This window comes from Edaphobacter sp. 4G125 (assembly GCF_014274685.1).
Lineage (GTDB): Bacteria > Acidobacteriota > Terriglobia > Terriglobales > Acidobacteriaceae > Edaphobacter.
Genome location: NZ_CP060393.1, coordinates 3,885,258 through 3,904,117, shown reverse-complemented (window position 1 = coordinate 3,904,117; position 18,860 = coordinate 3,885,258). Strand labels below are relative to the sequence as shown.

15 protein-coding genes are annotated in these 18,860 nt (G+C 55.8%); 10 read left to right on the top strand and 5 right to left on the bottom strand.

Features of this window, described 5'->3' with window-relative positions:
* Positions 1 to 73: 73 nt before the first annotated feature.
* Complete coding sequence (locus tag H7846_RS16395; RefSeq protein ID WP_186693675.1) at positions 74 to 1,591, top strand: hypothetical protein; 1,518 nt, start codon at positions 74 to 76, stop codon at positions 1,589 to 1,591.
* A 49-nt stretch (positions 1,592 to 1,640) separates the two neighbouring features.
* Here H7846_RS16395 and rpsT read toward each other — a convergent pair whose 3' ends face one another.
* On the bottom strand, positions 1,641 to 1,922 hold the full coding sequence (gene rpsT, locus H7846_RS16390) for a 30S ribosomal protein S20 (protein WP_186693674.1): 282 nt from the start codon (positions 1,920 to 1,922) through the stop codon (positions 1,641 to 1,643).
* Positions 1,923 to 2,599: 677 nt separating this feature from the next.
* Here rpsT and H7846_RS16385 point away from each other — a divergent pair.
* From H7846_RS16385 to H7846_RS16370, 4 genes are all read left to right on the top strand, one after another.
* On the top strand, positions 2,600 to 3,640 hold the full coding sequence (locus H7846_RS16385) for a PhoH family protein (protein ID WP_186693673.1): 1,041 nt from the start codon (positions 2,600 to 2,602) through the stop codon (positions 3,638 to 3,640).
* Between the two features lie 145 nt (positions 3,641 to 3,785).
* Positions 3,786 to 4,226 carry an rRNA maturation RNase YbeY gene (ybeY, locus tag H7846_RS16380; RefSeq protein WP_255460695.1) on the top strand — a complete coding sequence of 147 codons (441 nt, stop codon included), beginning with the start codon at positions 3,786 to 3,788 and terminating at the stop codon, positions 4,224 to 4,226.
* Positions 4,223 to 5,602 (top strand): hemolysin family protein, encoded by a 1,380-nt coding sequence (locus H7846_RS16375; RefSeq protein WP_255460694.1) that lies wholly within the window; start codon positions 4,223 to 4,225, stop codon positions 5,600 to 5,602. Before ybeY ends, H7846_RS16375 begins: the two co-directional genes overlap by 4 nt.
* Before the next feature lie 135 nt (positions 5,603 to 5,737).
* Positions 5,738 to 6,865 carry a hypothetical protein gene (locus tag H7846_RS16370; protein WP_186693662.1) on the top strand — a complete coding sequence of 376 codons (1,128 nt, stop codon included), beginning with the start codon at positions 5,738 to 5,740 and terminating at the stop codon, positions 6,863 to 6,865.
* 88 nt (positions 6,866 to 6,953) lie between these two features.
* Here H7846_RS16370 and H7846_RS16365 read toward each other — a convergent pair whose 3' ends face one another.
* Positions 6,954 to 8,018 carry a rod shape-determining protein gene (locus tag H7846_RS16365; protein ID WP_304487883.1) on the bottom strand — a complete coding sequence of 355 codons (1,065 nt, stop codon included), beginning with the start codon at positions 8,016 to 8,018 and terminating at the stop codon, positions 6,954 to 6,956.
* A 189-nt stretch (positions 8,019 to 8,207) separates the two neighbouring features.
* On the opposite strand from H7846_RS16365, the gene ald reads away from it, so the two are divergent.
* From ald to H7846_RS16350, 3 genes are read left to right on the top strand one after another with little or no spacing between them, the layout of a single operon-like run.
* The gene (ald, locus tag H7846_RS16360) at positions 8,208 to 9,320 is read left to right on the top strand and encodes an alanine dehydrogenase (protein WP_186693660.1); all 1,113 of its coding nucleotides are present in this window, start codon (positions 8,208 to 8,210) and stop codon (positions 9,318 to 9,320) included.
* 24 nt (positions 9,321 to 9,344) lie between these two features.
* Complete coding sequence (locus H7846_RS16355) at positions 9,345 to 11,714, top strand: sensor histidine kinase (protein WP_255460693.1); 2,370 nt, start codon at positions 9,345 to 9,347, stop codon at positions 11,712 to 11,714.
* Complete coding sequence (locus tag H7846_RS16350; RefSeq protein ID WP_186693658.1) at positions 11,711 to 13,090, top strand: sigma-54-dependent transcriptional regulator; 1,380 nt, start codon at positions 11,711 to 11,713, stop codon at positions 13,088 to 13,090. The genes H7846_RS16355 and H7846_RS16350 overlap by 4 nt, the downstream gene beginning before the upstream one ends.
* A 4-nt stretch (positions 13,091 to 13,094) precedes the next feature.
* Here the strand turns inward: H7846_RS16350 and H7846_RS16345 are convergent, their stop codons facing one another.
* The 3 genes from H7846_RS16345 to era form a co-directional block, all read right to left on the bottom strand.
* On the bottom strand, positions 13,095 to 14,357 hold the full coding sequence (locus H7846_RS16345; protein WP_186693657.1) for a Gfo/Idh/MocA family protein: 1,263 nt from the start codon (positions 14,355 to 14,357) through the stop codon (positions 13,095 to 13,097).
* Between the two features lie 30 nt (positions 14,358 to 14,387).
* The gene (locus H7846_RS16340; RefSeq protein WP_255460692.1) at positions 14,388 to 15,353 is read right to left on the bottom strand and encodes a sugar phosphate isomerase/epimerase family protein; all 966 of its coding nucleotides are present in this window, start codon (positions 15,351 to 15,353) and stop codon (positions 14,388 to 14,390) included.
* A gap of 101 nt (positions 15,354 to 15,454) precedes the next feature.
* On the bottom strand, positions 15,455 to 16,498 hold the full coding sequence (era, locus tag H7846_RS16335) for a GTPase Era (protein WP_186693655.1): 1,044 nt from the start codon (positions 16,496 to 16,498) through the stop codon (positions 15,455 to 15,457).
* A 58-nt stretch (positions 16,499 to 16,556) separates the two neighbouring features.
* On the opposite strand from era, the gene H7846_RS16330 reads away from it, so the two are divergent.
* Both H7846_RS16330 and H7846_RS16325 read left to right on the top strand, forming a co-directional pair.
* A complete protein-coding gene (locus H7846_RS16330) occupies positions 16,557 to 17,720 on the top strand; it encodes an esterase (protein ID WP_186693653.1) in 1,164 nt (387 codons plus the stop codon).
* Between the two features lie 8 nt (positions 17,721 to 17,728).
* On the top strand, positions 17,729 to 18,838 hold the full coding sequence (locus tag H7846_RS16325) for an alpha/beta hydrolase-fold protein (protein ID WP_186693651.1): 1,110 nt from the start codon (positions 17,729 to 17,731) through the stop codon (positions 18,836 to 18,838).
* The last annotated feature ends 22 nt before the right edge of the window (positions 18,839 to 18,860 follow it).

Sequence of the window (18,860 nt, the reverse complement as noted above, 5' to 3'; positions counted from 1 at the left end):
CTGCATCATTCCCGCGAGCTCCTGGTTTTGCAAGACCTCCAGCCGACTTCTGCTTGTTGGAGCGCTTGTTTTTGTGACGAGCTGCGGCTGGGCCAAGGGACCCGAACCTGCCAGGAGCATTGCCCTCGAACCGCTCGGCTTCCAGACACCGCTGACACAGTTCATGCTGGCGGGCAGCTCCATGCTGACCATAGATTTTGTCGATAACAATCACGTGTTGCTGACCTATAGCGCAAAGCGCTTGTTGAAGCGGTTGCCCGAGTGTCCGCAGGGGGATCAGGATCGCGAGGTCGATGCGGTGATGCTGGAGCTACCCGCAGGCAAAGTGATGGCGCGCGCCTCATGGAGGACCCACGATCACGGCCAGTATCTCTGGAACCTGGGGCAAGGCCGCTTCATGCTGCGAATTCGAGATACCTTGTCAACCTTTGCTCCCATGGCGAATCTCCCAAAGGGAGACGCGTTTCTTCAGACTCCGTTTATCCGTACAGATCGCAGGATCGGTGCAATCCTTCTGTCGCCAGAAACGGATCTGATGATTCTTGAGACCATGGATCCTCCTCGCCCCGAAGGAGAAGAACCCAAGCTGCAGGAAAAACCGGTACAGATCAACTTCATCCGGTTACTCAGCTCCAGGTCTGGTGAGGTGGAACCGAAACCCGGCGGCGCCATACGGGTAGCTGTCCCAGGCCGAATTCCGGCGAATGCGGCGGGCTTTGTCGCCATCCTCGATCAGGGACAGCAGCACTGGGCTTTTAATTTCCAGACCTATGGCGGCAAGGTAAAGGAGCTGGCTGCATTCGACTCCACCTGCCGGCCGGTGCCGATACTGGTGAGCCGCAGCGAGTTTATCGCCTTCGGCTGCCACCTGAGCCACACGCCGCAGGTGGTGGGAGCTTTCAATATGCGCGGCGAAGAGATGTGGGAGCAGAACCTCACGGAAAGCTATGTCTCTCCGATGTTCGCCTATGCTCCCGAGAGTGGACGCTTTGCGCTGAGTCGCGTTCTCACGCGGTCCTCTCTGGTCGATTCGGATATGGTGACGCCGGAACTCTTCGAGGGGCAGAGCATCACGGTCTATCAGACCGATAGCGGGCGCCAGTTGCTGCGTGTCGATGCCAACCCGATCGCTCGCGCCGGACAGAACTTCTCTCTTTCACCGGATGGCATGAAGCTGGCCGTAATCCGCGAGAATGCGATTGAGATCTTCCAGCTTCCCGCTCTCACTCCAAAGGAGCGGCAAGCCGTGCAGACGGCCGCGGCTTCTGCTCCTCAGATCGATGGAGATCCTGCGCTAGCTCTGGCTTCGAACGGACAGGAAAGCTCTTCTTCGACTGCTGCCTCTCAAAAAGAGACACCGCAACCAGTCTCAGTTACGACACCGGAGCCCAACCCGGCACCCGTAGTGAATCAGACAACGCCAACTCCTGCCTCGGCCTCAGAACCCTCATCCACGGATGGATCAAAAGCAGCGGCGGCAACCGGACAGGAGAATGAGTCTCAGCCGGAGCAGCCGAGAAAGCCGCCGACTTTATATGCTCCGGGCGAAAGCCATGAAAGTGGAACGCCGAAACAGACTGCTCCGAAATAGAAAAAGCCAGCTCCGAAGAGTTGGCTTTTCATCGAAGATGAAATATTGCTTAGGCGACCTTTGCCGGGGCCACGACTGCCTTGACGCGGGCGTTCAAGCGGGACTTGTAACGGCTGGCGGTGTTCTTGTGAATTACGCCCTTCTGCACGCTCTTGTCGAGGGCCGAAACTGTGGCGCTGTAAGCGGCGTTGAGCGTCTTGGCATCGCCCTTGGCGATCGCTTCACGCAGCGAACGCAGGCTGCCGCGGAGCTTGCTCTTGTTGGCGCGGTTGACCGCGGTCTTGGTCTCGGTCTGACGTGCGCGCTTCAGCGATGAAACATGATTTGCCATTCTGAACTCTCTTTGTGCCCGGAATCTCGTCGGGAAAATTTGGGATGCAGGCCTCAGGCTGGCCAGAAACACAGCCTGACCCATCCCCTGCAATCTCTAAGTTTAGAGAAGATTAGGGATTGGGTCAATATTTTCGTCCGCTCTCGCAGACCGATCACCTTCCTCGCCTGTCAAGTGAATATTCTTCTAACTATCACAAATTCAATTATTTACAGATGCAGATTTACCCTGCCCATTTTGCTAATCTGGAAATAGACCAGAATCGAAAAGCCCGGTCGCGTAATGAAGATTCATTGGGTCGTTGCTTTGAGCGAAGTCCACCCTCATCTTCTCTGTTTCGAATACTTTAGATACTTTCTGGGGGGAGGGGTGGTATGGATCGACAGGCAGATGTCATGGCAGGCTGGTCGCTAGGATTGTGCAGGAGATTTCGCAGGAGAGTGGAGTTTCCTCGTTAGATTCATCTCTGGGACGGAAGGCCCTTGACGGGCGAAACCAGTAGAGCTAGTCTGTGCCCATCTTCGGTACACGATTGGCAACTTTCGCCATCCCGGTCCTGACCATTCCAAACAAAATCTCTTCTGTGCGTTTTGGCCAGGTCGCAACCTCGCCCCTGCCTCGAGTATCCAATAAACAGCAAAGTAACCCGCTGTCTCTGACGGAGGTCAGACTTCCACTTGATTAAAAAAGCTATCGAGATCACCCCAGGTATCGAGCCGCTGTACGGAACCCACGACGAAAACCTACGCCTGCTGGAAGATGGCCTGCACGTCACCATCGACCTTAAATCGGAAGCGATCCATGTGACCGGAAATGAGGACAGCGTTGCCCGGGTGGAGCGCGTCTTCAGTGACTTTGAATCGCTTCGCAAATCTGGTGTCAATCTGCACAATGGCGAGCTGCACGGAATGCTCAAGATGATTGTTGCTGATCCTTCGGCGACGCTGAAGTCGTTGATTGATTCCGGGAAACAGCGTTCATCCGGAACAAAACGGCTGGTCCAGCCGCGTTCGATCAACCAGCGGCGCTATGTCGAAGCCATCGAACAAAGCGACATGGTCTTCGGCCTGGGACCGGCAGGTACGGGTAAAACCTACCTTGCGGTAGCGATGGCAGTCTCTGCGTTACTGTCGAAGAAGGTGAGCCGCATCATCCTGGTTCGTCCAGCTGTCGAAGCAGGAGAGCGTCTGGGCTTCCTTCCCGGCTCATTGCAGGAGAAGGTCGATCCTTATCTTCGTCCGTTGTACGACGCTCTCTATGACCTGCTCGATCCACCGAAGGTCGACAAGATGCTGGAGACGAACGTGATCGAGGTGGCTCCCCTTGCATTTATGCGTGGACGCACACTGAACGACGCCTTCATCATCATGGACGAAGCGCAAAACACGACGACCGAGCAGATGAAGATGTTTGTTACTCGTCTGGGCAATAACTCAAAGGCCGTCATTACAGGTGACCTGACACAGACCGATCTCCCGAATCCAAAGAAGTCGGGTCTGTTGGAGGCACTGCATGTGCTCGACGGTGTCGAAGGCATCCGGTTCTGTCATTTCGAAGACACGGACGTTGTTCGCCACCACCTGGTGCAACGAATTGTGCGCGCTTACGATAGCTATGGACGAGCCCAGCAAGAGCTTCCGCTTTCGATGGGTGAACCTGTACTGACCGAGCCTGTCATTTCGAATGGCGAAAGCAAACATGTCGTCAAACCGCAGTGAGTTGCACGTGGCTGCGATACTATCGAGATATGGCGCTGAAGCAAGCGATGATTTCCTTTGCTTTGGCGCCATTTCACTCTGAGTGATGATTACGATCGAGCCTCCAAGTACTCGTTCCAATTCACCTGCGCTAGCCAGGAGCGGTTTGACGCGCTTTCTTCGCCGGGCGCGCGAGGTGGTGGGCCTTGCGGGTGAAGTCGATGTCCTGTTGACCTCCGATGCAGAGATCAAACGCCTGAACCGCACCTTTCGCCGGAAAAATAAACCTACAGATGTTCTGAGTTTTCCCGCTCCGGAAGAGATCGCTTTGCAACATGCGGGCGATCTGGCGATCTCGTTGGACACTGCTGCACAGCAGGCGGAGAGTTTTGGCCATTCTCTGTCTGACGAGGTTCGCATCCTGCTGCTACACGGCTTGTTGCATCTTGCTGGAATGGACCATGAGGTCGATTCTGGAGAGATGGCTGCGCGTGAGGCCGAGTTGAGGAGCGAGCTGAAGCTTCCAGTCACACTGATCGAGCGGGTTTCCAGGCCTCAAGCTGCGATTAGAACGCCGAAGAAATTAGCACGGAGGCGTAGCCAATGAGCTGGATCGAGATGAGCTACGTTGTCCTATTCGCGGTGCTGCTGTTGATGCTCGCCCTGGCGGCGTATGTGGATCGTGTGTACTCGGAGATGGGCAAGTTTCTCGCTCGCGAGTACCAGGAAAATATTGACTCCTGGGAGCAGGTAATCGAGCCACGGTTGAGGCTGGGGCGGGAGTCGATTGCGCTTGCTGCATCCGTGATGCGCCAGCTCTCTCTGGCTGCGTTATCGCTTTTCTGGGGGCTGCATCTTTATCAGAAAACGGGTGGACTCATCCATACACCAGATGGCGGGGCAGTGGCCCGCGCCATTGCAGAGATGGTTCTGCTGATCCTGATCTTTGATCGTCTGATCCCGCAGATTCTGTTCGCGCGAACTAAAGGACTCTGGATCCGGAGAATCCGATGGCTGCTGCAGGTTTTCTTCTACTTGATTCTGCCGGTGACGATCGTGTTGCAGCTGCTGCTCTCAATTGCGGCGCTGGCCGAGCCGGAAGACAAGACTGAAGAGGAGCATCCTTCCGAGGCGATGGAGGCCTTGCTGGAGGCTGGCGAAGAAGAAGGCATCCTGGAGGAGTCGGACCGCGAGCTGGTGCGATCGGTCGTGGAGTTTGGCGATAAGGTCGTGCGCGAGGTGATGACTCCCCGGCCGGAGATCTTTGCTGTACCGGGAACCCTGACGTTGCGAGAGTTTACCGCTGAGATTAACGAACATGCGTTCTCTCGTGTTCCAGTGTTTGCGGGTTCGCTGGATCATGTGACGGGAATTGCGTTTGCTCATGATCTGCTGAAGGTTCTGGATGTTGAGGCAGGAACAAAGACAGTCGCGCAGATTCAGCGGGTCGCCGCATTTGTGCCCGAGACCAAGAAGGTGGCGGAGTTGCTGCGCGAGATGCAGCGCGAGAAGCAGCACATGCGAATCGTGATCGACGAGTATGGCGGAGTAGCTGGTCTGGTGACGATCGAAGATTTACTCGAGACCATCGTAGGCGATATTGCGGATGAACATGATGAGTCTGAGCCGGAAGAGGCTCCAGTGCGAGAGATGGATGGATCCTATGTCGTTCCCGGGAGTTTTGAAATTTCACGCCTGCGGGACCTATTCAGCGATCAACTCGGACGAGAATACCAACCTGCGGAAGGTGTTGAGGCAGTAGAACCAGAAGAGCCAAAAGAGGAGGAAAGAGAGTTCATCCTTCTGCCAGACGAGTATGAGTCGACTACCCTGGGCGGACTGGTCTCTGAGATGGCGGGCCATATCCCGGCAGCGGGGGAGGTTGTTCAGAAGGATGGTATGCGATTTGAGGTGCTTTCTTCGACCGATCGAAGGATTGGTAGGGTTCGGGTAAGCCTTGCAGACCATCCTATGGCTGAATGATCTGAACTAAATACGTGTATTGACTTTCATTCGCTGTCCAGTTACACCTTTCTCATCCCTCGGGCCCTGCTTCCCAACGCTTCTCATTACTTTGTAACAATTCACGCCTTGGAATCTCTGTCTTGGAGAAGAACTATGATTTTGTGGAATCGCAAGGTTTCGCTGCGTATATCTCTTATTCAATTGACTTGCATCGTTAGCTTTTCAAGTTTCTTGATCGGCTGCGTTCACCCTAACAAAGCTCAGGTAGAGTGGACGAAAACACTTCGTCAACTTGGTGTCGCCCCTACGTATCCGCCGCGAGAAGATGTTTTTGTCGGCGATGTTTATCTATCCGATTACGATCCGAACAGCAAAATAACGCAATACAGATTCGAGCATGGCAATTTAAATATCGGGATAGAGCCACGATGGACTCATGTGAACGTGACCGATTTGCTCAATGAATATGATGCACGCTATGTTTGGCCAGCTACACCGAACGACTACGATTCAATTCTCGGAGATGGCACTCCAAAACCCCCAGCATCTGCTTCCGTAAATGTTTGGCACGAGCCAACAACCCCTAAGAGCGATGGGGTCTTCGCTGCGCGAGGAAAACCTTCAAGACTCGAAATCGTTGAGATGCCCGACTTCGCTAATGTGGTCCTGACCAAAGCCGATGCGAATGCTGCTTTTCCAGTGCAGGGTGTACAAGTAGGCATCGCCGTCGCCGCGAGCCAGTACAACCAAGTTGTAATCAAGGTTCCAGCGGCTGAATCTTATTCAGTCAACGCCGCCAGCGTTTTATCCGCGATGCTCGAAGACAACAACAAAATCAAATCACAGTACTTACCGGCGCAAGGACTGTCGAAGGGGAAGTTTGTTTGGCTTCGCGTCATAACAGAGGTATATTACGCGCGAGCGATCGATATTACAGGCAGCGACCAAATCGCAGTTGGCGGACATGTGGATGCAACAGTGGCGCCGCCAGCTCATGCAAGTAGCCAAACCGTGACCTGTTTAAAGCAAGACGAAAAAGTTCCGGACACCGTAGTCAATCCCCGTAGTTCCAGCACACCCGGCGGGACCCTTGTAGTAACGCATTGCGATTCTTCCTCTATAACCTTGCGTAGGGTTTTCGAACAGCCCATAGCTATAGGGACCAGAGGATTCGTCCTTAAGATAAATGCGGCAGATGATACGGTCGCGAATATTAAGAGTTCGATTAGTGGCATAAGCCCTGCTGCGAAGATGATTACAACGTTAGGACTTGCCCGATAAATTATCGATCCTTCCCCGGAAGTTTTCAGCAATTGTGAAAACAGAAAAGCCCCGGAAATCCGGGGCTTTTTCTGTTGAATAGTGAGAACTATTCAATCGAGATCTTGCGGAGCAGGTTGAAGTCAGAGAGCATCTTTCCGGTTCCCAACACCACGGAAGCGAGGGGATCATCTGCGATGGAGACGGGCAGTCCGGTCTCTTCGCGGATGCGCTTGTCGAGATTCTTGATGAGCGCACCGCCTCCTGTGAGCACGATTCCGCGGTCGGAGATGTCGGCGGAGAGCTCAGGGGGAGTACGTTCGAGAGCGACGCGAATCGCATTGATGATGGTGGAGATGCATTCGGAGAGTGCTTCACGGATTTCGGAATCGTCGATGGTGATGGTTTTGGGGACGCCTTCGATGAGGTTGCGACCCTTGACCTCCATAGAGAGCGGCTTATCGAGCGGGTAGGCGGAGCCGAGCTGCATCTTGATAAGTTCGCCGGTGCGTTCACCGATCAGGAGGTTGTACTTCCGCTTGAGATAGGTGATGACAGCCTCATCCATCTGATTGCCGGCCATACGAACCGAGCGCGAGTAGACGATACCGGCCAGTGAGATCACCGCAATATCTGTAGTCCCGCCGCCAATATCGACGACCATGTTTCCGCCAGGTTCGGTGATAGGCAGCCCGGCGCCGATGGCGGCGACCATGGCTTGTTCCACAAGGTGAACCTCCGAAGCCTTTGCCCGATAGGCCGAATCCATGACGGCGCGCTTTTCAACCTGGGTGATCTCAGAAGGGACGCCGATGACGATGCGGGGATGCACCATCATCTTGCGGTTGTGCGCCTTCTGGATGAAGTAGTTCAGCATCTTTTCGGTATGCCGGAAATCGGCGATGACCCCGTCTTTCATCGGCTTGATGGCGACGATGTTGCCGGGGGTTCGGCCGAGCATCTCCTTGGCCTCTTTCCCGACCGCCTCTACCTCGTTGGTGATCTTGTTGACGGCAATGATGGAGGGCTCATTAACAATGATTCCTTTATTGTGCGCGAAGACAAGGGTGTTGGCGGTTCCAAGATCGATGGCTAAGTCGCTGGAAAAAAGGCTGAAGAGCGACCGCATGTTGTGGATGCGCGAGTAGCGGGTCTGGAAGGAGTTCGAAGACATTTGGACTGTGTGGGCTTCCTGAAGGAACGGTAGTTATGGCTATTGTACGGCCAGAATCAAGCCTGCTGCGTGGTGACTCGAATGGTGCGCGGTCCAATCTGGGAGAAACAAGACCACGAAGCGGGGAAGAGAGGGGCTGGGGCGGATTTTGAGAGTGCGCAGATACAATGATTTATGGAGAAAGACAAAATGATTATTGGCGTCCCCAAGGAAGTAAAAGACCATGAAAGCAGGGTGGGGATTACCCCGGCAGGAGTCAAGGCATTAGTCGAGGCTGGACATAAAGTTCTAGTGGAGCAGAAGTCCGGGGCGCTTTCTGCCATGCCGGATGAGGAATATCAGAACGCCGGAGCCGAGATCGTCGGTTCGGCCCATGATGTATGGCGGCTGGCCGATATGGTCGTCAAGGTCAAGGAACCGGTCGAAAAGGAGTACAGGCACTTCCGCGAGGGACTGGTGCTGTTCACTTATCTTCATCTGGCTCCCTTGAAGGAGTTGACCAACGCCCTTCTGGAAAAGAAGGTAACGGGAATCGCCTATGAGACGGTTCGGGACCGCGTCGGAGCGCTGCCGCTACTGACCCCGATGAGCGAGGTCGCCGGTCGTTTGAGCGTGCAGGTAGGCGCGGAGTATCTGACCAAGGAGCATGGGGGTCGCGGTCTGCTGCTGGGAGGCGTTCCGGGGGTCCCTCCGGCGAATGTCTGCATTATTGGCGGTGGAGTGGTTGGAACCAATGCGGCGAAGATCGCGCTGGGGATGGGCGCGAAGGTCACTTTGGTAGATTTGAACCTGAACCGGCTGCGGGAGCTGGACGATATCTTCAATGGCCGCGTATTTACGATGGCCTCGAACAGCTACAACATCGAGCGCGCAGCGAGCGAGGCGGACTTGCTGATCGGAGGCGTTCTGATTCCCGGGGCGGCGGCGCCGAAGATCGTGACCAAAGTTATGGTCGAAAAGATGAAGAAGGGTGCCGTGATTGTTGATGTTGCGATCGATCAGGGAGGCTGCATCGAAACAGCACACCCAACGACGCACAGCGATCCATCGTTCGAGGTCAATGGTGTCGTTCATTACTGTGTGACCAATATGCCGGCGGCTGTTCCGAATACTTCGACCCTGGCGTTGACGAATGCGACTTTCCCGTATGTGATGAAGCTGGCAAAGTTGGGAGCGAAGGCAGCTATCCAGGAGGACAAAGGCATCGCTGAAGGGGTAAACACCTATGACGGCGTGTTGACCTATGAAGCCGTTGCCGCGGCGCAGAAGCGGGAGTGGAAGAGCGTGGCGGAGTTGGTGTAACCACCTCAAGACACGGAGATATCCATGGACGACAACAAGCGGAAGGGACTAAGTGTTGCTCTGGGTACCTGCCTCCTTGTGCTTCTAGCATCTCTGGCGGCTTTGAATGCCTTCAATAAGCGTTTTCTAGATCCAGAGACTACCGGGCAGATCTTTATCTATACCGGCCTGACGATCGTAGCCTTTCTTCTGTTTGTCGTCGTTCTGGTGATGCTGGTCCGCAACGTATTGAAGCTGTATGCGGATCAACGTAGCCGAGTGATGGGCACGCGTCTTCGAACACGAATGCTGTGGGGGGCGGTGCTGGTTAGCCTGCTTCCGATCTCGTTCATGTTTTCGTTCAGCTATCTCTTGCTGAACCGTGCCGTAGAGCGCTGGTTTTCGCAGCCGGTAACGGAGATGCGCAACGCCAGCAATAATATGGCATTCGAACTAGCGCGATATACAACGGCGAACGCCAGGGCCGAGGCCGAATCGATCGCCACTTCTCTGCCCGATCTCCCCGAAAAGACGACGGGCGCAGCGTATGGCCGAAATGTCCTGGCGATCCTGCGCCAGCACGAGATTACATTGCAGAGTGGATTTGTGGTGGTCTACCACGACCAGCAGACCATCTCTTCCTTTCAGATTCCGAAGGGAGATGGCGCACCGGTTCGTGTTAAGCCCTGGCTCCCTGAGGGCAAAGAAGCAAAGACAGGAGCAGATATTGCTACGGATCGGATGGCCTCGAAAGAGGAAGCGATCCTTACCGTGGCACGACGCAGTGATACGCCAATCTTCAGTATTGAAGATACGGACTATGCTTTGGGCGCGGCGACGGCCAAGAAAGGCATCGTTGTCGTAGTGGGATTGCCGATGCCGCAGGGCATGGCGGAGACGATGGGGAGTCTCCGTTCGGCGGCCGATACCTACTGGACGCTGTTTCGCAGCCGACGGCAGCTGCGAAATCTATACATGCTTCTACTGCTGATGATGACCAGCCTGGCCCTGTTTTCTTCGAGCTGGTTGGCGCTGCATCTCTCCAAACAGGTGACGAAACCGGTCGAGGCTCTGGCAGACGCTATGGATGCGATTGCAGCCGGAGACTACGGCCATCGCGTGAAGGAGAGTGCAACCGAGGAACTTGGAGAGCTGGTGCGGAGCTTCAATCATATGGCTGCCGATCTTGAGGGCAGCCGCCGGGCGGTGGAGGAATCGACCATTCAGCTGAGTGCGGCCAACTCCGCGCTCGAAGCCCGCCGTAGCGAGCTCGAGACGATGCTGGAGACAATTCCCAATGGCGTGGCAACCCTCGATGCAAATCGTAAGGTTATCCTCACCAATCGCGCACTGAGCGAGATGATGGATCCTGGGGGGCAGCGGCCGTTTCTCGGGCTGGCGATGGAAGAGGTCTTTCCCGTCGATGTCGCGGAGATTCTCGATCGCCTGATCAATCGCAGCCACCGCATGGGTTCTGCTTCAAGTGAGATTGAGATGACGGCCCCCGGAAAGGAAGGATTCGGAGGCACGTTGAATCTGTTGGCAACCGTGGCCTTGCTGGAGAGTTCAGTGGGTAGTGATCGTATGCGGCGTGAGCATCGCGGTTATGTCATTGTGTTGGAAGATGCGACGGAGCTGCTGCGAGCTCAAAAGCAATCGGCATGGAAAGAAGTGGCGCGTCGGGTAGCGCATGAGATTAAAAATCCTCTGACGCCCATTGGCCTAAGCGCCGAGCAGATTCGCCGGCACATCGACCGGCTTGCCGAGACGCTGCGATTTCATCAGATCGATTCACCTTCTCCGAGTGTGATCCGGCGTTGCAGTGAGGTCATCTCCAGTTCAGTGGAGAGCATGCGCTCACTGGTCGATCAGTTCTCTGCGCTGGCAGAGTTTCCCACGGCTCAGCCGCGCCCTGCGGATCTAAACACGATTGTGGAGAATGCCCTGGCGATGTTTGCCGGACGGATGCAGAACATCACCATTGTTCGGCGGATGGGCAAGGGGCTGCCACTGGTGATGGCCGATCCGGATGCGCTGAAGCGCGCGTTCGGCAACCTGATCGATAACGCCGCCGAGGCGATGCAATCGAGCCTGCTCCGAGAGCTGCGTATCGCTACCAGCCTGCTGGAGAATGGCATGGTGGAGCTTACCGTCGCCGATACGGGGTCGGGTTTGACGGATGAGATGCGCGACCGGCTCTTCCTGCCCTACTTTTCGACCAAGCAGCGTGGCACCGGCTTGGGGCTCGCCATTGCAGCCAAGATCGTTCAGGAGCATCAGGGCACGATTCGCGCGGAGAAGAATGTTCCCGCAGGGGCGAAATTCATTATCGAATTGCGCGCTGCTGCGAGTTCGGAAGGAGAACTGGAGGGACAGGCAAGCGCGGCACATAGGAATGGAGGCGTAACGGCTTGAACCACGTTCTGATCGTCGACGACGAAGCGGAAATCCGCGAATCGCTCGAGGGTATTCTTCGCGAAGAGGGGTATCTCGTGACCACAAGCGCGACGGCGACCGAAGCGCTGGATCTGGTGCGCGATGCCGACTACGACGTGGTGCTACTGGATATCTGGCTGCCGGATCGAGATGGGCTGGAGACATTGGGAGAGATTAGACGGCTCGAAAACACCAGCCTGCCTGAGGTAGTCATTATCAGTGGGCACGGGACGATTGAAGCTGCCGTGCGTGCAACCAAGCTCGGCGCGTATGACTTTCTCGAGAAACCGCTCTCGTTGGAACGTACCTTGATCGTCGTCAAGAATGCTATGCGCGCACGGCAGATGCGCGCGGACAATGCTGAGTTTGCCCGTCAACTTACGACCAAAAGCAATGTGACTGGACAGAGCGTTGCGATGAAGGCCCTGCGGCAACAGATTCAGCTGATGGCTCCTACCAACGGGCGCGTGCTGATCTTTGGAGAGAGCGGAACGGGCAAAGAGCTGATTGGCCGCGCGATGCACGCAGCCAGTCTCCGCAAGGACCGGCCCTTCGTTGAGCTGAACTGCGCAGCTATCCCCGAGGACTATATCGAAAGCGAGCTCTTTGGATATCGCCATGGTGCTGTTCCCGGCGGCCCGCAGGAGAAACGAGGGACCTTCGAACGCGCCGATGGTGGAACGCTGTTTCTCGACGAGGTCGGTGACATGAGCTTGAAGACACAGGCTAAAGTGTTACGGGCTCTCGATGAGCAGAGATTCCTTCCTGTCGGGGCATCGCATCCGGTGCACGTCGATGTGCGTGTCATCGCAGCTACGAACAAAGACCTTGAAGATGAGATTGCCCGCGGAAATTTTCGTGAGGACCTGTTTTATCGCCTGAATGTGATTCCGTTCTATGTTCCTCCACTGCGTGAACGGAAGGAAGATATCCCATTACTGGTAAAGGAATTTTTGGAGGAGTTTGGCCAGCAGTATGGCCGTCCCCGCGTGGAGATTACGGAGGATGCTGTCGCTGTGCTGCGCCAGTATCACTGGCCCGGCAATGTGCGCGAACTTCGCAATCTGGTGGAGCGGGTGCTGATCCTCAACCCGAAGATCCATCGCATCGAGAAAAAGTATCTGCCGATGCTGGTCTATCGCGGTCCAAAGTTGACTGAGTCTGGCAGGTTGAACACGAAGACCGAGGAATTCTCAAGTCTGGTAGAGGCACGCGAGGCTTATGAGAGAGAGTTCATCCTGAAGAAGCTCGACGAGGTGCACGGCAATATCAGCCGTGCGGCAGAGGGGTTAGGACTAGAGCGAAGCCACCTCTACCGCAAGATGAAGGCTCTGGGCGTGAATGTGAAGGAGTAAGCCTTTAGCTAAACTGCTTCAGATCCATTCCCAGAGAGTACGCGTCGTTGTCCGCCTCAATCTCCTGCCATGTGACAGTGCGGCCTGTCTCGGCGGATTTTCTTCCCATGATGCAGCTGCGGGCGGTATCCACTCCGGCTGCAATCTGGTTCTGAAACTTCCCGCTGACGATGCTCTGAACGAAGTCGCGATCCTTCATGGGATCGGCTTCGGCAAGATTGTCAGAGAAGTCTCCGTTGGCGGCGAACTGTCCGGTTGGTTTTGCCGCGCCGGAACTCCACGCCCAGGGCTGCGTGCCGCGAATCTGAAGCGCGCCGCTGTAAGGAGCATCGGCCAGTCCTTCGCTTCCGAAGAAGCGTTCCGAGACGTCGAAGAAGTGGTTCTTGTTGAACTGCGTTGAGGTGAAGCTCATCTCGATGTCGTCCGGGTAGGTGTAGATGATCTCATAATTATCCGCGGTATCGCCCGGACGCTGAATTACTTTGCGGCTGCTCTTCGCATAGGCGGCGATGGGATGAGACTGCATGACCCAGTTGCACACATCGATGACATGGATATTCTGTTCTACCAAAATATCGCCCGAGAGATTTTTGTACAGTAACCAATTACGCAGGCGATACTCGTCGGTGCCGGGTGTTATACCGTCGACCATCGCCGCAGGGGGCGCGTTATAGTACGCCGCAATCTGTGCGATCTTTCCGATCTGTCCTGCATGAATGCGTCGAACCAGTTCGACAAACGGAGGAGCCGAGCGAATTTGGAAGCCGACAGCCATGCTGACTTTACTGTTCTCGCGTTGGCCAATCTCGAGCGCGCGACGCGTCTGGGGGACATCGACCCCGACGGGCTTCTCGCAGTAGGCATGTTTTCCGCCCGCAGTCACTGTGTCGAGATGATCGACATGGAAAAATGGTGGAGTGGAGATCTGTACCGCATCGACATCCTTGCAGGCCGCGATGGCCTTTGAGGCATCATGTCCACGGAACATCCGGCGCTGATCAATGGCAGGAAGCCCCAGTGAGGCATTTACCTTGTCGAAATGCTGCTTTCCTCTAGCGAGCTGGTCAGGAAAGATGTCTGCAAGAGCAACAATCTCGACTCCAGCGTTCTTGGCAAAGGAGGTTGCCACGGCGGTACCGCGTCGGCCGCAGCCTAATAGTCCCCAACGTACGCGAGAGTTTGCGGCGTAGCTGAATGCCGTCTGGGGTTTAACAAAAAGAAGTCCCGAGGCTGTTGCCGCGCCCTGAACAAATTTGCGTCTATCCATATGAAATTGTCTCCGTAATTTCTATGCGGATTAAACCTGATTAAGAATGCGTTCGAGGTAGATCTTCTCCTGGCGCACGTCTTCAATCTGTTGCGGTCCCGAGGTCTCGCGCTCGATGCTGACTGCTCCCTTGTAACCTGCGGCGCGAAGTCCCTCGAAGACCTTTCGGAAATCGACCTCTCCCTGCCCGATGAGGACCTCCTTGCCTAACTCCGAAGGGTTCGTGGGCCACTTGCCATCCTTGGCATGCATAGCACGAATGTGTGGGCCAAGAATCTTGACTGCATCGACAGGGTTCGCCTTGCCGTACAGGATCAGGTTCGCTGTATCCAGTCCGACGCCAAGCGCAGGATGATTGACATCGCGAATCACACGTGACATTGTCGTCGGAGTCTCCTGACCAGTTTCCATCAGGAAGCTCTGGTCGTTGCCTGCACAATGAAGAGTCAGCTCACGGATAGCTTGGACGGTCTCTTCATAGAGTTCGTCGCGGGGATTTTCTGGAATGAAGCCACAGTGGGTCTGGACCTGCTTGACGCCGAGGAGCTTTCCAAAGTCGGAGACCTGCTTCAGGGCATCGATCCGGGCTGCACGATATTGGCGAGGAACGATACCGATGGTCGATGGCCCATCCATAAAGTTCCATTTGAGTGGCTCGGGACGAACGACTTCAACTGTCGTGGCGACGACCTGGTGTTTGTCTAGCGCATCGCGCATCGTCTTCGCCAACGCAGGCGTGAACTTGCCGATATAGCTGTCGAGTGAAAGAAAGCAGGTAGGGAAGCCAAGTTTACGAACAAGAGCGATCGGCCCCTCTACATCAGGATATGGATGGATCAGCAAGCCAAGATCAAAGGGTTTGAACGCCGGCTGCACTTCCGATTCGGCAAATGCGCTTTGGCCGAGCGAGAGAGCTGCGGTCGTCATCGCGGTCTGCTTCAGAAAGTTGCGTCGATCGGTCTTCATGTCAGGAGGGGGCGATGCAGTGTGCGACAAGTCTCCACCTTTCCATTAACAGGGGTGTTGCTGTAGCGGTTACACGAAACAAGGGTTTCCCCAGTGGGAGGAGAATATGAGCTTCACTGGGAGGCGTCAAGCTACTCCTCGGTCTGCCTGGAAGCGATCTCCTCCAACTGCCGCCGCCAGTCGAGGTCTTCCACAAAGTTGGCCGAACTGCGCCAGTCCTCGTGAACTTTGATGAATAGCTCCAGGAAGACCCGAGTGCCCAATAAGGATTCAATCTCTTTGCGGGCGTTCGTCCCGATGCGTTTGAGCATCTCACCATTTTTCCCGATCAGAATGGCTTTCTGGCCCGCTCGTTCGCAGAAGATCGTGGCGGCAATTTTGGTGACGGGCAGCTTCCCGTCCTTTGTCTTGCGCAGCGATGCGGGCTCTTCGTATTTCTCAATCACTACTGCAGTCGCGTAGGGAACCTCTTCGCCGGTCAGCAGGAGAATCTTCTCGCGAATAATCTCTGCTGCCAGAAAGCGTTCCGGCTGATCGGTGAGCTGATACTTCGGGAAATATCGCTGGCCCTCAGGAAGCTGCGCAATCACCTGGTCTAGCAACAGCTCCAGGCCCAGCTTCTTCTTCGCTGAGATTGGAATGACGGCGGCAAAGCGGTGCAGCGAGCTCCAATGTGCAATCAGCGGAAGCAGCTCATCTTTTCGAACCATATCGATCTTGTTGAGGATAAGGATCACCGGGCAGGTAAGCTTGCGCACAAACGAGAGCGCAAACTCGTCTTCGGCCGCGGAGAGCCGCCGCCGTGTTGCCGAAGGAGATTTGCTGTCGCCGTCATTCTCGCGGGGCAGTCGGTGTGTCACGTCGACAAGAAACAGCACCAGGTCGCGCGACTCCAGCGCATCCTGAACTTCCTGCATCATGCGGCGGTCGAGCTGAGAGGTGGGTTTGTGAATTCCGGGCGTATCGACCAAAACGATCTGCGCAGCCGGATGCCCGGTATCGGTGCGGGTCTTCTTGCGCAGCGGAACTTCCAGCACACCATGAATACGCGTACGCGTCGTCTGTGGCTTATGAGTGACGATTGCGAGCTTCTGCCCAAGCAAGGCGTTAAGGAGGGTCGACTTACCCGCATTAGGGCGGCCGATAATAGAGACGAAACCGGAACGAAATGCCATCCCAACCATTATGCGCTGCGGGAAAAGAACCGTCTCTTCAGATACACTGCTCGCGTATATGAAAAACGGCATTGTCGCTCTCTCGCTTGCGATGTTTTGTCTGCCTTCCCTGGGAATGGCGCAGACCACGCCTCCAGCACCGAAACCTCCTGTAGCAGGATCCCCATTTCACTCTGTCGAGGTGAACTCCGACCGCACGATCACCTTCCGGTACCGCGATCCGGCGGCTACCACAGTCGAGGTTGGTATCGATGTCCTCGGTACTCCGCTGGCGATGCAAAAGGACGATGAGGGTGTCTGGTCCGTCACGACGCAGGAGTTTCAACCTGAGATCTACGCCTATCACTTTACTGTTGACGGCATCACGCGCCTGGACGCGGGAAATCCGCGCATGGCTCCCAATCTGGTCGGTTCCTCAAACTTGGTAGAGGTTCCCGGCGATACCTCGCAACCTTGGGACCCAACGAACATTCCTCACGGAGTCGTGCACCGGCACACTTACAACACCAGTGTCGTATTGGGGCTCGAGAACAACCAGAGCGAGTACTACGTCTATACCCCTCCGAACTATGATCCCAAGGCGAAGAAGCCTTATCCGGTCCTTTATCTATTGCATGGCTGGAGCGATGACGCTTCGGGTTGGACGGCCGTGGGCCAGGCTCACCTGATCCTGGACAATCTTCTGGCCCAGGGCAAGATCAAGCCCATGGTGGTCGTGATGCCTCTGGGCTATGGCGATATGTCTTTCGTGCGCGGTCACGATGTGTGGAACTCTCCTGCGACCGTTGACCACAATGTGTCGCTCTTCCAGCAGGCGCTCCTGACCGAGGTGCTACCCCAGGTGGAATCGGAATATCGCGTCTCGAGGAAGAGAGAAGACCGCGCCATTGCAGGGCTCTCCATGGGAGGACTGGAGTCTCTGACGACCGGTCTGACCCATACCGACCTCTTCGCCTGGATCGGCGGATTCAGCTCGGCGATCCATAATCTCGATACGAACCAGGCTGCGGCCAGTCTTACCCCGAAGACCGCAAACCTCCGTCTGCTCTGGATCGCCTGCGGCGTTGACGATCGTCTCATCACGCCGAACCGGCAGTTCATCGACTGGTTGAAAACCAAAGACATGCCTGTCACGCAGGTCGAAACTCCCGGGCGCCATACGTGGTCCGTGTGGAGAGACAACCTGATTCACTTCACGCCTCTGCTGTTCACAGACAGGTAGTCGCGTCGATGAGAGCCTGTTGGACTTTTGCGGTGTTGCTCGGTGGTCTGCTGTCTGCTTGCGCCCAGAGCATACCGTCCTTCCGTTCGACGGAGGTCCGTGCAGACCACAGCGTCATCTTTCGCTACTTCGACCCGCACGCCAGCCGTGTTGACCTGGTGTTGGAGAATCGTGCCGATCGTTTGCCCATGCAGAAGAGCGCGAACGGCATGTGGAGCATCACGACCACGCCTCTTCGGCCGGAGATTTACGGCTACCGCTTTGCCATCGACGGTAAGGCCCAGACCGTCCACGATCCCCAGAACCCGGTCAGGCGATACGGCAACGATCTGCTGATGATTCCCGGCAAACCTCCGGAGCCTTGGGAAGATGCTGGTGCGCCTCGCGGCACGGTGACTCAGCACGAGTATCGATCCAGCGTGGTTATTGGCCTGCCGCGAGATCGCAGCAGCTTTGTCGTTTACACTCCACCCGGCTATAACCCGAAGGACAAGCCTTATCCCGTGCTCTATCTGCTGCATGTCTGGGGAGATCGACCCGACAGCTGGACCCGTTTCGGCCAGGCCAATCTGATCCTGGATAACCTGATTGCACAGGAAAAGGCAAAACCGACGGTCGTTGTGATGCCGTTGGGCTATGGCGACATGAAGTTCGCAGATGACTACGACCTGTGGGAGAACCACGAGGCGGTCGAACGGAACCTGCGGCTCTTCGAAAAGGCGCTCCTCACGGAAATCATGCCGCAGGTCGAGTCGATGTATAACGTGCGAAAAGATGCTGAAGGAACTGCAATTCTGGGAGCTTCGATGGGTGGACTCGAAAGCTTGGTGATCGGGTTGAATCATCCGGACCGGTTCGGATGGGTTGGCGGAGAGAGCGCGGCGTTGAAAAATCTGGACTTCGACGCGGAGGTTCCCGCGTCGGTGATGAAAAATACATTGCGACGACCAGTCTGGATGGTTTGCGGCCGCGGCGACGAGCTGCTGGAGAGCAATCGTCGGTTTGCTCAGTGGCTCCGGGGCCGAGGCCGAACGGTGGAGCTAGAGGAACCGGATGGGACGCACAGCTATATCGTGTGGCGCGAAGGTCTGGTCCAGTTTGTCTCCAGAATCTTCTGAGTCCATCCAGACCTGATTTAGG

What these genes read in the sequence shown, in the direction of transcription:
- rpsT (WP_186693674.1), bottom strand. Translation starts at nt 1,922, where the DNA reads ATGGCAAATCATGTTTCATCGCTGAAGCGCGCACGTCAGACCGAGACC.
- H7846_RS16375 (WP_255460694.1), top strand. Translation starts at nt 4,223, where the DNA reads ATGAGCTGGATCGAGATGAGCTACGTTGTCCTATTCGCGGTGCTGCTG.
- H7846_RS16370 (WP_186693662.1), top strand. Translation starts at nt 5,738, where the DNA reads ATGATTTTGTGGAATCGCAAGGTTTCGCTGCGTATATCTCTTATTCAA.
- H7846_RS16365 (WP_304487883.1), bottom strand. Translation starts at nt 8,018, where the DNA reads ATGTCTTCGAACTCCTTCCAGACCCGCTACTCGCGCATCCACAACATG.
- ald (WP_186693660.1), top strand. Translation starts at nt 8,208, where the DNA reads ATGATTATTGGCGTCCCCAAGGAAGTAAAAGACCATGAAAGCAGGGTG.
- H7846_RS16355 (WP_255460693.1), top strand. Translation starts at nt 9,345, where the DNA reads ATGGACGACAACAAGCGGAAGGGACTAAGTGTTGCTCTGGGTACCTGC.
- H7846_RS16345 (WP_186693657.1), bottom strand. Translation starts at nt 14,357, where the DNA reads ATGGATAGACGCAAATTTGTTCAGGGCGCGGCAACAGCCTCGGGACTT.
- era (WP_186693655.1), bottom strand. Translation starts at nt 16,498, where the DNA reads ATGGCATTTCGTTCCGGTTTCGTCTCTATTATCGGCCGCCCTAATGCG.
- H7846_RS16330 (WP_186693653.1), top strand. Translation starts at nt 16,557, where the DNA reads ATGAAAAACGGCATTGTCGCTCTCTCGCTTGCGATGTTTTGTCTGCCT.
- H7846_RS16325 (WP_186693651.1), top strand. Translation starts at nt 17,729, where the DNA reads ATGAGAGCCTGTTGGACTTTTGCGGTGTTGCTCGGTGGTCTGCTGTCT.